Origin of the sequence: Streptomyces sp. NBC_01410 (genome assembly GCF_045040195.1) — a bacterium.
GTDB lineage: Bacteria > Actinomycetota > Actinomycetes > Streptomycetales > Streptomycetaceae > Streptomyces.
Genome location: NZ_CP109530.1, coordinates 1331890 through 1344266, shown reverse-complemented (window position 1 = coordinate 1344266; position 12377 = coordinate 1331890). Strand labels below are relative to the sequence as shown.

12 protein-coding genes and 2 pseudogenes are annotated in these 12377 nt (G+C 69.7%); 10 read left to right on the top strand and 4 right to left on the bottom strand.

Going from position 1 to position 12377, the window contains the following annotated elements:
* Positions 1-65: 65 nt before the first annotated feature.
* Positions 66-452: a VOC family protein gene (locus tag OG741_RS06185; protein WP_405595807.1), complete on the bottom strand. Its 387-nt coding sequence runs from the start codon at positions 450-452 to the stop codon at positions 66-68.
* A gap of 267 nt (positions 453-719) precedes the next feature.
* On the opposite strand from OG741_RS06185, the gene OG741_RS06180 reads away from it, so the two are divergent.
* Positions 720-1271 (top strand): GNAT family N-acetyltransferase, encoded by a 552-nt coding sequence (locus OG741_RS06180; RefSeq protein ID WP_266488094.1) that lies wholly within the window; start codon positions 720-722, stop codon positions 1269-1271.
* A gap of 7 nt (positions 1272-1278) precedes the next feature.
* Here OG741_RS06180 and OG741_RS06175 read toward each other — a convergent pair whose 3' ends face one another.
* Positions 1279-1962 carry a glycerophosphodiester phosphodiesterase gene (locus OG741_RS06175; RefSeq protein WP_405595806.1) on the bottom strand — a complete coding sequence of 228 codons (684 nt, stop codon included), beginning with the start codon at positions 1960-1962 and terminating at the stop codon, positions 1279-1281.
* 345 nt (positions 1963-2307) lie between these two features.
* On the opposite strand from OG741_RS06175, the gene OG741_RS06170 reads away from it, so the two are divergent.
* The 4 genes from OG741_RS06170 (at position 2308) to OG741_RS06155 (ending at position 6694) form a co-directional block, all read left to right on the top strand.
* A complete protein-coding gene (locus OG741_RS06170) occupies positions 2308-3714 on the top strand; it encodes a DUF6421 family protein (protein WP_405595805.1) in 1407 nt (468 codons plus the stop codon).
* A 26-nt stretch (positions 3715-3740) separates the two neighbouring features.
* Complete coding sequence (locus OG741_RS06165) at positions 3741-4496, top strand: SDR family NAD(P)-dependent oxidoreductase (protein ID WP_405595804.1); 756 nt, start codon at positions 3741-3743, stop codon at positions 4494-4496.
* Entirely contained in the window at positions 4493-5563 is a 1071-nt protein-coding gene (locus OG741_RS06160; protein WP_405605426.1) for a threonine aldolase family protein, read from the top strand. Before OG741_RS06165 ends, OG741_RS06160 begins: the two co-directional genes overlap by 4 nt.
* A 429-nt stretch (positions 5564-5992) precedes the next feature.
* Positions 5993-6694, top strand: a complete 702-nt coding sequence (locus OG741_RS06155) for a B3/4 domain-containing protein (protein ID WP_405595803.1) — start codon at positions 5993-5995, stop codon at positions 6692-6694.
* 4 nt (positions 6695-6698) lie between these two features.
* Here OG741_RS06155 and OG741_RS06150 read toward each other — a convergent pair whose 3' ends face one another.
* Both OG741_RS06150 and OG741_RS06145 read right to left on the bottom strand, forming a co-directional pair.
* Entirely contained in the window at positions 6699-7421 is a 723-nt protein-coding gene (locus OG741_RS06150) for a lysophospholipid acyltransferase family protein (protein WP_405595802.1), read from the bottom strand.
* 160 nt (positions 7422-7581) lie between these two features.
* Positions 7582-7692 (bottom strand): annotated as a pseudogene (locus tag OG741_RS06145) (DUF4395 family protein); the annotation flags it as partial.
* A gap of 56 nt (positions 7693-7748) precedes the next feature.
* Here OG741_RS06145 and OG741_RS06140 point away from each other — a divergent pair.
* The 5 genes and pseudogenes from OG741_RS06140 (at position 7749) to OG741_RS06120 (ending at position 12312) form a co-directional block, all read left to right on the top strand.
* Positions 7749-8162: pseudogene (locus tag OG741_RS06140) on the top strand (TlpA family protein disulfide reductase).
* A gap of 195 nt (positions 8163-8357) precedes the next feature.
* On the top strand, positions 8358-8864 hold the full coding sequence (locus OG741_RS06135; RefSeq protein WP_405595801.1) for a flavin reductase family protein: 507 nt from the start codon (positions 8358-8360) through the stop codon (positions 8862-8864).
* A 189-nt stretch (positions 8865-9053) separates the two neighbouring features.
* Positions 9054-9839, top strand: coding sequence for an electron transfer flavoprotein subunit beta/FixA family protein (locus OG741_RS06130; RefSeq protein ID WP_405595800.1), 786 nt, complete (start codon positions 9054-9056; stop codon positions 9837-9839).
* Positions 9840-9897: 58 nt separating this feature from the next.
* Positions 9898-10860 (top strand): electron transfer flavoprotein subunit alpha/FixB family protein, encoded by a 963-nt coding sequence (locus OG741_RS06125; RefSeq protein ID WP_405595799.1) that lies wholly within the window; start codon positions 9898-9900, stop codon positions 10858-10860.
* 153 nt (positions 10861-11013) lie between these two features.
* Entirely contained in the window at positions 11014-12312 is a 1299-nt protein-coding gene (locus OG741_RS06120; RefSeq protein ID WP_405595798.1) for a DUF6986 family protein, read from the top strand.
* Positions 12313-12377: the final 65 nt, after the last annotated feature.

The window sequence follows — 12377 nt, the reverse complement described above, 5'->3', positions numbered from 1 at the left end:
CCTACGCGAGCGCACAGGGGTGCGCAGGGAGCACGGACGGTGGTGCGAGCGGGCGCGCGCGGCCTTCAGGGTCGATGGCGCAGCGGATGATCGGCGGGGACCTCGACGATCGCGATCCGGTGCCCGTCCGGGTCGGCGATCCACATCTCGATCAGCCCCCACGGCTCACGCACCGGCGGCCGCAGCACCTCGACGCCGAGCCCGGAGAGCTCGGCGTGTACGGCGGCCGCGTCCTCGACCTGGAGCCACAACCGCACGGCCGGCGACGGGGCGTCCGCAGAGCGCCCCGACACCTCCAGAAAGCCGCCGCCGAGGAAGTAGACCGTGCCCCGCTCGGGGCCGGTGCCGAACTCGCGGTAGACCGGCAGGCCGAGCGTCTGCCCGTAGAAGCGCCGGGACCGCTCGGGGTCGGCGGGGCGCAGGAGGATCCGGCTGCTGAGCACATGAACCATGGGCGAACCCTAGGGCCTGTCGTTCGGATCGTGCCGGGTTCGCGTGCCCTGGCACGCACTCCCCCGTAGCCCTTCGGGCACGGGAGGTGTTCCCATGCCGCGTTGCGTCAGTCGCCGACGCTCCGCGTCGGCTCCATCCTCCGCCTTGCGATCGCACGCACCAGACCCCGCTCACTGATCCGGCCTGATCCGAACGACAGGCCCTGGATCGCCAGGCGCGGGTTAGTCTCGGGACACTTGTAGACAGTCGAGAGGGGAGCCCACTTCATGGACACCGCACCACTCCGGGACTCCGGCGAGCTCACCTACCGTGACGCGGTCGAGGCCGATGTGCCGGCGCTCGTCCCGCTGATCGAGTCCGCGTACCGAGGTGACGCGAGCCGGACCGGCTGGACCACCGAGGCGGACATACTCGACGGCCGGCGCACCGACCCGGAAGGCGTCCGCGAGGTCATCACCGCCTCCGGCAGCACCCTGCTCGTCGTGGAGCGCGACGGTGAGCTGATCGCCTGCTGCCAGCTCGAACACCGCGGCGAGGCCGCCTACTTCGGCATGTTCGCCGTCCGCCCCGAGCTGCAGGGCGGGGGCCTCGGCCGGCGGATCATCGCCGAGGCGGAGCGCAGTGCGCGCGAGCGCTGGGGTGTGAGTGAGATGCACATGACCGTGATCTCGGTACGGGACGAGCTGATCGCCTGGTACGAGCGGCGCGGTTACCGCCGTACGGGAAAGCTGAGCCCCTTCCCGTACGGCGACGAGCGCTTCGGTATCCCGCAGCGCGAGGATCTCGCCTTCGAGCTCCTGGTGAAGGACCTGCCGTAGAGGGGCTTCAGGCCGTGAAGCGGCCGGTGCGCCGGATCTCGGGGAAGTCGGTGGTCGCGCCGTCGAGTTCGAGGGCGCGCACCAGCCGCAGATGGTCCTGGGTGTTCACGACCCAGCCGATGACCTGAAGTCCTTCGGCGTGCGCATGCTCGACGGTCTCCAGGGTCAGCCTGCGGATGTTCAGCGCGAGCGCGGCGGCGCCGACGGTCTTCGCGCGGTCAGAGATGTCGGCGCCCCAGCGGCTGGCGACCAGCACGGTCCGTACGCCCGGCACCATGCTCGCGATCTCGGCGATCGCGCCGTCGTGGAAGGACGACACCTCGACACGGTGGACGAGATCGCGGCGGAGCATCACCTCCGCGAGCGCCCGGGCGGCGGCCACGTCCTTGATCTCCACCTGGAGGGGGGCCCGTACGGCGTCGAGGACCTCGTCGAAGACCGGCACCCGCTCGCCGCCGCCCGCGTCGAGCTCCCGCAGCTCGGCGAGGGTCTTGTCGGCGATCGGCCCGTTTCCGTCGGTCGTACGGTCCACGTCCGCGTCGTGCATGACGACGAGCGCGCCGTCCTTGCTGAGATGCAGATCCAGTTCGATGGCGTCCATGCCGGACTGTTCGGCACGGATGAAGGAGCGCAGGGTGTTCTCCGGCTCGACGCCCATGACCCCGCGATGACCGATGGTGAGGAAAGTCAAGATTCTCTCGCTTCCGTCGACTGCGGCTCCCGCGCGGCGCATCCCGGCAGCCGCACGGCAAGCTCGCAGCCTAATGGCCCGCCTGCGCGAAGGGACCGCTCGCGCGCGGGGGAGTGGAGTGCTCCGCTCTGCCCACCGCGACGCCGGCGGGCCCGTCGGCGTCGCGGCGGCGTGAACCGTGTCACCCTCCCGTGGGCGCGTCATGCCCGCGTTGACGGGCGTGGGCCGCAAAACCTCCGGCGATCATGTGGTGGGGCAGGATAATTTCCCAAAGCTTCACTTGTACGGGAGAACCCTGCACAGATACGGTGTCTTGACGCGAGGTTCTCCTGTGGAGGAAGTGACATGACGGAAATTCTTGTGCAGGACCCAGCAGTAGGGGGCATACCGAATGCTGCCCTTGCTGCCCCGGTGATCGAGCACCCGGCCTGGCCGAAGCTCAAGAGTGCCGTCGAGGAGATCCGCCCCTGGCAGTCCAAGGACGGCTCGATCGACTTCGACGCCGAGGGCGCCCCCGCCCGGGTCACCGTGGAGGCCGCGCTCGACCGCGTGATCGACGCCGTGGAAGAGCTGTCCCTGCTGCTGCCGCACGATGCCGCCTACCACCGCGCGCTCGTCGCCGATCTGCACAAGTGGGCCGACAGCTCCTTCACCGTCCCCGACTTCCTGGACTCGCTGCTCGCCTTCCAGCCTGCCGCCGCCCGTGTCGACGGACTGCAGCACCTGGTCCTCTTCCCCATGTACACGCAGAACGGCAACCCGGACCGCAACTTCGAGGCGGTCGTGCTGCGCATGGTCTGGCCCGAGTGGCTCGCCGAGCTCGAGCGCACCCGCTACGACAACCCCCTCTTCTGCGGCATCACCTTCGAGGACTTCACCGCGGGCTACGACACCAACTCCGCGGTGCTCTTCCCGGAGACGATCGCCGTGCGCGAGGCACCCGAGCGCTTCACCTGGGGCGGCATCTTCTGCGACCGTGAGGCGGCCCGCTTCCGCGCCGTCACCGAGGAGGCCGTGCACGTCCTCGGTCTCGAACTCCCCGAGGACATCAGCGAGATGGTCGCCGACCAGTCGCGCTGCGAGCAGGCCTTCGTGCTCTGGGACATGGTCCACGACCGCACCCACAGCCATGGCGACCTGCCCTTCGACCCCTTCATGATCAAGCAGCGCCAGCCCTTCTGGATGTACGGCCTGGAGGAGCTGCGCTGCGACCTCACCGCCTTCAAGGAGGCCGTGAAACTGGAGGCCGAGGGCAACCGGCACGGCCGCGACGTGCAGTACGCGGTGCTCTTCGACCGGATGTTCCGCTTCCCGGTCTCCGGCGACCGGGTGCGCAACTACGACGGTCTCGGCGGCCAGCTGCTCTTCGCGTACCTCCACAAGCACGAAGTGGTGCGCTGGACCGACAACAAGCTGAAGATCGACTGGGACCGCGCCCCGCAGGTCACCAACGAGCTCTGCGCCGAGATCGAGAAGCTCTACCGCGACGGCATCGACCGACCCAAGCTCGTGCACTGGTTCGCCGCGTACGACCTGGTCTCGACGTACCTCGCGCCGCACCCCGGCTCCCGCTGGGCCAAGGGTCCCGATGCTCTCGATCTGACGCAGCCGCCGCGCAAACTTGTCGACGACGTGCTTCCTGACGAGTTTCCGCTCAGCATGTTCTATGAGGCGCTCTCCAAGAAGCTGAAGAACGTGATCGCCTCCACCAAGGGGATCACCGCGGCGAGCGTCGAGCAGGCAGCCGCGTGAGCACTCGTACCCAGGAGGCCAGGTCTATGAACACGAACGGCAACGGGGCGCTGGACGGTGCCGTGATCGCGGTGGCCGGAGCGGCCGGTCCTGCGGGCCGCGCCACCCTGCTCAAGCTCGCCGACGCCGGGGCGATCGTCGTGGCCTCCGACGCGGACACCGCCCGCCTCGCCGAGGCGGTCGACGCCGCCCGGTACGCGCACGGCGGAGCGACTGTCACCGGCGACACGGTCGATCTGCTCGACCTGGCCGCGACGCGGGACTGGGTGAACCAGACGGAGAAGGAGTTCGGCCGCATCGACGGCCTGGTCCATCTCGTCGGCGGCTGGCGCGGCAGCGCCACCTTCGCCGAGACCGAACTGGGCGACTGGACCTTCCTGGAGAAGCTGCTGATCCGTACGGTTCAGCACACATCCCTCGCCTTCCAGGAGCCGCTGCAGCGCAGCGACAGGGGCCGCTTCGTACTGGTCAGCCAGTCCGGGGCGGCCAAGCCCACCGAGGGCAACGCCGCCTACGCCGCGTCCAAGGCCGCGGCCGAGGCCTGGACGCTCGCCCTCGGCGACGCCTTCCGCAAGGCGGGGGGCGAGGACGGCCCGAAGGCCGCTGCTGTCATCCTGATCGTCAAGGCACTCGTGCACGACGCCATGCGCGCCGAGCGCCCGAACGCGAAATTCGCGGGCTTCACGGACGTGGCTGAACTGGCCGAGGCCATCGCCGGAGTCTGGGACCGGCCCGCCCGGGAAGCGAATGGACAGCGCCTGTGGCTGACGCCCAAGCCGTGACACCGCCGAAGACCGACGCCCGACGCCATCACGACCCAGCGGTACGGGGCTTCGCCAGCGACAACTACGCCGGCGCCCACCCCGAGATCCTGGCTGCGCTCGCGCTCGCCAACGGCGGTCACCAGGTCGCGTACGGCGAGGACGTGTACACCGAGCACCTCCAGCGGGTCATGCACAGCCACTTCGGCCCGACGGCCGAGGCCTTTCCGGTCTTCAACGGCACCGGCGCGAACGTCACGGCGCTCCAGGCGCTCACGGACCGCTGGGGCGCGGTGATCTGTGCCGAGTCGGCGCACATCAACGTCGACGAGGGCGGCGCGCCGGAGCGGATGGGCGGGCTGAAGCTGCTGACCGTACCGACTCCGGACGGCAAGCTCACACCCGAGCTCATCGACCGGCAGGCGTGGGGCTGGGACGACGAGCACCGGGCGATGCCGCAGGTCGTGTCGATCACCCAGAACACCGAACTGGGCACGGTCTACACGGTGGAGGAGATCCGGGCGATCGTCGACCACGCGCACGGGCACGGCATGAAGGTCCATCTCGACGGGGCCCGGATAGCCAACGCGGCCGCGTCGCTGGATGTGCCGATGCGCGCCTTCACCAACGCCGTCGGCGTCGACGTCCTGTCCTACGGCGGCACCAAGAACGGCATGCTGTTCGGCGAGGCCGTGGTCGTCCTCAACCCGGACGCCGTGAGTCATATGAAGCATCTGCGGAAGCTGTCGATGCAGCTGGCCTCCAAGATGCGCTTCGTGTCGGTGCAGTTGGAGGCGCTCCTCGCCCGCGATCTGTGGCTGCGCAACGCCCGGCACGCCAATGCCATGGCTCAGCGGCTGGCCGACGGCGTACGCACTGTGGACGGTGTGGAGATCCTTCATCCGGTCCAGGCCAACGCCGTCTTCGCGCGTCTGCCGCACGATGTGAGCGAGCGGCTGCAGAAGCGCTTCCGCTTCTACTTCTGGGACGAGGCGGCCGGAGATGTCCGCTGGATGTGCTCCTTCGACACCACCGAGGACGATGTCGACTCCTTCGTCCAGGCGCTGAAGGAAGAGATGGCGCCCTAGGCCCTGTCCGGCCGATCTTGCCGGGCTCGCGTGCCCTGGCACGCACTCCCCCGCAGCCCTTCGGGCACGGGAGGTGCCCCCATGCCGCGTTGCGTCAGTCGCCGACGCTCCGCGTCGGCTCTCCCCCTGCCTTCGGCGGGGGGACCCCCATCCTCCGGCCTGCGATCGCACGCACCAGACCCCGCTCACTGATCCGGCCTGATCGACCGGACAGGACCTAGCGCGAAGCATGCACACGTATGTGGCCGGCCGGAAAGTCATTGACTTCCGGCCGGCCACTTTCTTGGGTTCGACCTGGTCCAATGAGATGGACTGTCCGGTGCTCTATGATGTACCGCATCCGGTTGTGCTCGACGCCCCGAGGTCCGGCGTCCGGGCAGGACATCCTCCGGATCCTGTACTCAGCCGAACTGTGAGGCACGAAGAACCATGACGCTCACGCTCACCGTGTCCGACGAGGTCCGGGCGATCGCGCCCGGCTTCACCCACGTCGCCGTCGAGGCCCGCGGTCTGGTCAACGGGCCCAGTAGCGCGGACAGTTCGGCGCTCCTCGACGACGCCGCCCGTCGGCTCGCCGAGCGGCTCGGCCCGCGCGCCCCGCACGAGGACCCGCACATCGCCGCCTGGCGCGAGGCGTACGCCGCCTTCGGCGCCAAGCCGTCGCGCACCCGCAACTCCGCCGAGGCACTCGCCAGGCGCGCGCTCGCGGACGGCGGCCTGCCGCGGATCAATCTGCTGGTCGACGCCTACAACGCGGTCAGCGTCGCCCATCTGATTCCGGTCGGAGGCGAGGACACCGACCACATCAAGGGCGGGATGAGGCTGCTGCGCGCCACGGGCGACGAGCCGTTCGTCACCGTCGCGGGCGGCGAGGAGACCGTGGAGCATCCCGAGGCGGGCGAGGTGGTCTGGTGCGACGACGAGGGCGTCACCTGCCGGCGCTGGAACTGGCGTCAGGGCGTACGGACCCGGCTCACCGAGCAGTCCGTGAACGCGCTGTTCCTGCTGGAGTCCATGGCCCCCATGACGATCGGCGAGCTCGGGGCCGCAGCCGCCGAACTCGCCGAGTCGCTGGAGAAGTTGAGTCCCGGAGCGCGGATCACGGTCCACCCGCCCCAGCCCCAGGTGTGACGTCTTAACCAGCCTCGCGGACCTCGGCGGGCGTCGGCGCCGTACCCCCGAGGTGCGCGGGCACCCACCAGGTGTCGCTCGCGTCTTTGGGGCGTACGGGATAGGCGCGCTGCGCCGCTTCCAGGAGCTCCTGCACCCGCTCGCGCAGCCGGCGCGTGATCGCGCCCGCGTACTGGTCGGCGGGAGCCTCCACCGGCTCGCCCACCCGGATCGTCACGGGGATGTGGCTGCGCTTGAAATTGCGCGGGCGACCCTTGGTCCAGATCCGCTGGGTACCCCACAGCGCCATCGGGATCAGCGGTACGCCGGCCTCCTGGGCGAGACGGGCTGCACCCGACTTGAAGGACTTGAGGGTGAACGACTGCGAGATCGTGGCCTCGGGGAACACGCCGATGATCTCGCCGGCGCGCAGCGAGGCCAGCGCGTGCGCGTAGGCCTGTTCGCCCTGCTTGCGGTCCACCGGGATGTGCTTCATACCGCGCATCAGCGGGCCGGAGATCTTGTGCCGGAAGACCGACTCCTTCGCCATGAAGCGCACCACGCGCTTCTGGGGGAGCGCCGCGAGGCCGGTGAAGACGAAGTCCAGGTAGCTGATGTGGTTGCTCACAAGCACAGCGCCGCCCGAGCGCGGGATGTTCTCCGAACCCTGAGTGTCGATCTTCAGGTCCAGCGCCTTGAACATGGTTCGAGCGGCGCCGATGACCGGCCGATAGACGAGCTCTGCCATCTGGAGAAGACCCTTCTGTTGTGCCCGGGGAGGGTTCTCCCGGCGGAAGTTACGCAGCCGTAGGTTTTCGGCATTGGGCAGATCGTGCCCCATGCGCGGCGTGCTGACCAGTCCTGAGGCCTGAGGCGCGCGAGATTCTTCTCACGTCCTTCTTGTCACATCATGACCGGACAGGCGCCGCGCGGCGCAGCAGCGGAAACAGCTCACACCCCAGGCAGTACCCGAATACGGCGTTGAGGAACGCGGCGGCGAGTGCGCATCCGGTGGCCGCCGACCGGCGGGAGCGGTGCGGGAATCTTTGCAGTCTCGTGAATGCTGGAGCCTGGGATGACCGCACTGGTGGTGTGCGGTGGTGCTCGCGGCGGCGAGCGCATTCGGCACGGGTGGCAGCAACGCGGCGGAGGGAGGCTGAAGGTGCGCGGACGGGATGCCGGCAGACGGCTCGGCGCGGACGAACTGGGTGCCGAGCTCGGCGAGCGGGCGACGCTCGTGCAGTTCTCCAGTGCCTTCTGTCAGCCGTGCCGGGCCACCCGGCGCACCCTCGCCGAAGTCACCGGCATGGTCGACGGAGTCACCCATGTCGAGATCGACGCTGAGGAGCGGCTGGCGCTGGTCCGGGACCTCGGCATTCTCACGACACCGACCGTGCTGGTGCTCGACGCGGACGGCCGTATCGTCGCCCGCGCGTCGGGGCAGCCCCGCAGAGCGGATGTCATCGCCGCACTGGGGCAGGCGGTGTGACGCCCCGTGACACGTGTCGCACATCGTGGAACGCGCTTGACTGCACCCGCCATGCATCGTCACGCTGACGCAGTGCCTTCTGAACTCCTTCTCCACGGGCGGGCTCATGTGGACCTCGCCCGGAACGCGAGCGCGCGCTGTCCGGCTGTGTGAACAGCCACCGCCGCCCCGCTCGCATACCTCCAGAAGGACACCATGACGGCCTCGCCCGAACTCGGCACTCCTCAGTTGGCCTCTCCCGACCTGCTTCGCTCCGTCTTCCGGCAGCATGCCGCGGGCGTCGCGGTGATCACCGCCCAGGGTGAGAACCCCGTCGGATTCACCGCAACCTCTCTCAACTCGGTAGCCGCCGAGCCCCCGTTGATCTCCTTCGGGGTGGGGGCCTCGTCCTCCAGCTGGCCGGTCATCGCCCGGGCCGAGCACATAGGCGTCCACATACTCGGCGAGCACCAGTGCGATCTGGCCGCCACCTTCGCCCGCAGCGGCGCGGACCGCTTCGGCCCGCCGACCTCCTGGCGCACCGGCCCCGAAGGCGTGCCCGTTCTCGACGGCGTACTGGCCTGGCTGGTGTGCCGGATCATCAACCGTGTCCCGGCCGGGGACCATCGCATCGTGATCGCCGAGGCCGTCGTAGGCGACCCCGCCGGAGCCGGCCGTCCGCTGCTCTATCACCAAGGACGTTTCAACTCCCTCAGGGAGTGAGACTTTCCGGTTACGCAGCGTTGGCAAGGTCACAGTACTAAGCGCTTGCATATGGGGAAGGAGCTGGGTGTACTGACGAGTAATATTTCGTTCGGTGCGCGGCCTGCCCCGACCGGGATCCGCCCAGTAAGGCGCCTATGCTGCCAACAGAAGGCAGCTCAATAGAGACGATGCAGTAGGAGAGCCGGCGTGAGCTTGAGGATCGTTGTCTGTGTGAAGTACGTGCCCGACGCCACCGGCGACCGGCACTTCGCCGATGACCTGACCGTCGACCGCGACGACGTCGACGGCCTGCTGTCGGAACTGGATGAGTACGCGGTCGAGCAGGCGCTGCAGATCGCCGACGAGGCGGACGACGCGGAGATCACCGTGCTGACCGTCGGTCCCGAGGACGCCAAGGACGCCCTGCGCAAGGCGCTGTCCATGGGTGCCGACAAGGCCGTCCACGTCGAGGACGACGACCTGCACGGCTCCGACGTCATGGGCACCTCGCTGGTGCTCGCCAAGGCGATCGAGAAGACCGGCTACGACCTGGTCATCGCTGGTATGGCGTCGACCGACGGCACCATGGGTGTCCTCCCGGCGATCCTCGCCGAGCGGCTGGGCGTCCCGCAGGTCACGCTGCTCTCCGAGGTCTCGGTCGAGGACGGCGTCGTCAAGGGCCGTCGTGACGGTGACACCGCGAGCGAGCAGCTCGAGGCGTCCCTGCCGGCCGTCGTGTCCGTGACGGACCAGTCGGGCGAGGCCCGCTACCCGTCCTTCAAGGGCATCATGGCGGCCAAGAAGAAGCCGGTGGAGTCCCTGGACCTGGAGGACCTCGAGCTCGACGCCGACGAGGTCGGCCTCGAGGGCGCCTGGACCGCGGTGGACTCGGCGGCCGAGCGTCCGGCCCGTACCGCCGGCACGATCGTCAAGGACGAGGGCGAGGGCGGCAAGCAGCTCGCAGAGTTCCTCGCGAGCCAGAAGTTCATCTGAGCTTCGGCCACTTCCCCAACCGCCCCCAGACACTTCGCATTCGCAGGAGAGCAATCCCATGGCTGAAGTTCTCGTCTACGTCGACCACGTGGACGGCGCCGTCCGCAAGCCCACCCTGGAGCTGCTGACCCTGGCCCGCCGCATCGGCGAGCCGGTCGCCGTCGCCCTCGGCTCCGGCGCCGAGGCCACCGCCCCCGCCCTCGCCGAGCACGGCGCGGTGAAGGTGCTGACCGCCGACGCCCCCGAGTTCGCCGACTACCTCGTCGTGCCGAAGGTGGACGCGCTGCAGGCCGCGTACGAGGCCGTTTCCCCGGCCGCCGTGCTCGTCCCGTCCTCCGCCGAGGGCAAGGAGATCGCGGCCCGCCTCGCGGTCCGTATCGGCTCCGGCATCATCACCGACGCCGTCGACCTCGAGGCCGGCGACGAGGGCCCGGTGGCCACGCAGTCCGCGTTCGCCGCCTCCTTCACCACCAAGTCCCGTGTCTCCAAGGGCACTCCGGTCATCACGGTCAAGCCGAACTCGGCCGCCGTGGAGGCCGCCCCGGCCGCGGGCGCCGTCGAGGCCCTCGCGGTCTCCTTCTCCGAGAAGGCCACCGGCACCAAGGTCGTCTCCCGCACCCCGCGCGAGTCGACCGGCCGCCCCGAGCTGACCGAGGCCGCGATCGTGGTCTCCGGCGGCCGTGGCGTCAACGGCGCCGAGAACTTCCACATCATCGAGGCGCTGGCCGACTCGCTCGGTGCCGCCGTCGGCGCCTCGCGTGCCGCGGTGGACGCGGGGTGGTACCCGCACTCCAACCAGGTCGGCCAGACCGGCAAGTCGGTCTCCCCGCAGCTGTACATCGCCTCCGGCATCTCCGGCGCGATCCAGCACCGGGCCGGTATGCAGACCTCGAAGACCATCGTGGCCATCAACAAGGACGCCGAGGCCCCGATCTTCGACCTGGTCGACTACGGCGTGGTCGGCGACCTGTTCGAGGTCGTCCCGCAGCTGACCGAAGAGGTCAACACCCGCAAGGGCTGACCTGCGCATGTCGTGAGCGGCCGGGGCCGCGCGGTGTTGGTCACCGCGCGGCCCCGCCGTCATTCGGGCGACCATTGACGCAGGTCGTCACCGCCTATTAACTTCGCTATACGGATTATTGATTCCGTGGAGCGGAAAACAGGAGGGTACGGGATGGGTCAGCAGGAGAAGGTGGCAACGAGCCTCGCCGGCGCGGTCAGCGAGGGCATCAGCGCCTCCCTCGCGCCGGTGGACGCGGAGCTCGCCCGCCGTTACCCGGGAGACCCCGGCACGCGCCAGCCCGTCCACACCGTCTATGTCCCCGGCGACGCCTTCGCCGCCGACACCATCCGCTCCTGGGGCGACCAGGCGCTGGCCGCGCTCGACGAGCACGCCCCGGACGCCGCGTCCTTCGCCGCTGTCCTCGGCCTCTCCGACGAACTCGCCGCCCCTGTCCACGACCGCGTACGGGCCAAGCTGGAGCGGGAGCCCATCGAGGATCTGCGCATCGACTTCGAGGACGGCTACGGCGGCCGCGGCGACGCCGAGGAGGACGCGCACGCCGCCCGCGCCGCCCGGCTGATCGGCGAGGCGTACCGGAACGGCACCGCCGCCCCGTACATGGGCATCCGGATGAAGTGCATGGAGGCCGCCGTACGCGAGCGCGGCATCCGCACCCTCGACATCTTCCTCACCGGCCTGATGGAGGCCGGCGGCCTGCCCGGCGGACTGGTGCTCACGCTGCCCAAGGTGACGTACCCGGAGCAGGTGACCGCGTTCGTCCGGCTGCTCGAAGCCTTCGAGAAGGCGCGCGGCCTGGACGCGGGCCGCATCGGTTTCGAGATCCAGATCGAGACCAGCCAGTCCATCCTCGCGGCAGACGGAACCGCGGCCGTGGCCCGGATGATCGACGCCGCCGAGGGCCGGGCCACCGGACTGCACTACGGCACCTTCGACTACAGCGCCTGCCTCGGCGTCAGCGCCGCCTACCAGGCCAGCGACCACCCGGCCGCCGACCACGCGAAGGCCGTCATGCAGGTCGCCGCCGCGGGCACCGGCGTACGCGTGTCGGACGGCTCCACCAACGTCCTGCCGGTCGGCACCACCGAGAAGGTCCACGACGCCTGGCGGCTGCACTACGGCCTGACCCGCCGCGCGCTGGCCCGCGCCTACTACCAGGGCTGGGACATGCACCCCGGCCATCTGCCGACCCGCTACGCCGCCGTGTTCGCCTTCTACCGCGAGGGCTTCGAGCAGGCCGCGGCACGCCTTCGTGCCTACGCCAACCACGCGGGCGGCGACGTCATGGACGAGCCCGCCACCGCCAAGGCGCTGAGCAGCTATCTGCTGCGCGGCATCGACTGCGGCGCCCTCGACACCGCCGAGGTGGCCCGGCTCACCGGTCTGACCCGTGCCGATCTGGACGGATTCGCCGCGCCGCGCCGCGGAGACCTCACTGCCACAGCCAAGTAACAACCGCCCGGAGCTGTCACCGCTGCCGCTTACTCTGTACGCGACCAGAGTCGCAACAGGATCGG

Bases quoted from the DNA above. Each gene is read 5' to 3' on its own strand.
- OG741_RS06185 (WP_405595807.1), bottom strand. From the start codon at position 452: ATGGTTCATGTGCTCAGCAGCCGGATCCTCCTGCGCCCCGCCGACCCC.
- OG741_RS06180 (WP_266488094.1), top strand. From the start codon at position 720: ATGGACACCGCACCACTCCGGGACTCCGGCGAGCTCACCTACCGTGAC.
- OG741_RS06170 (WP_405595805.1), top strand. From the start codon at position 2,308: ATGACGGAAATTCTTGTGCAGGACCCAGCAGTAGGGGGCATACCGAAT.
- OG741_RS06165 (WP_405595804.1), top strand. From the start codon at position 3,741: ATGAACACGAACGGCAACGGGGCGCTGGACGGTGCCGTGATCGCGGTG.
- OG741_RS06155 (WP_405595803.1), top strand. From the start codon at position 5,993: ATGACGCTCACGCTCACCGTGTCCGACGAGGTCCGGGCGATCGCGCCC.
- OG741_RS06150 (WP_405595802.1), bottom strand. From the start codon at position 7,421: ATGGCAGAGCTCGTCTATCGGCCGGTCATCGGCGCCGCTCGAACCATG.
- OG741_RS06135 (WP_405595801.1), top strand. From the start codon at position 8,358: ATGACGGCCTCGCCCGAACTCGGCACTCCTCAGTTGGCCTCTCCCGAC.
- OG741_RS06125 (WP_405595799.1), top strand. From the start codon at position 9,898: ATGGCTGAAGTTCTCGTCTACGTCGACCACGTGGACGGCGCCGTCCGC.
- OG741_RS06120 (WP_405595798.1), top strand. From the start codon at position 11,014: ATGGGTCAGCAGGAGAAGGTGGCAACGAGCCTCGCCGGCGCGGTCAGC.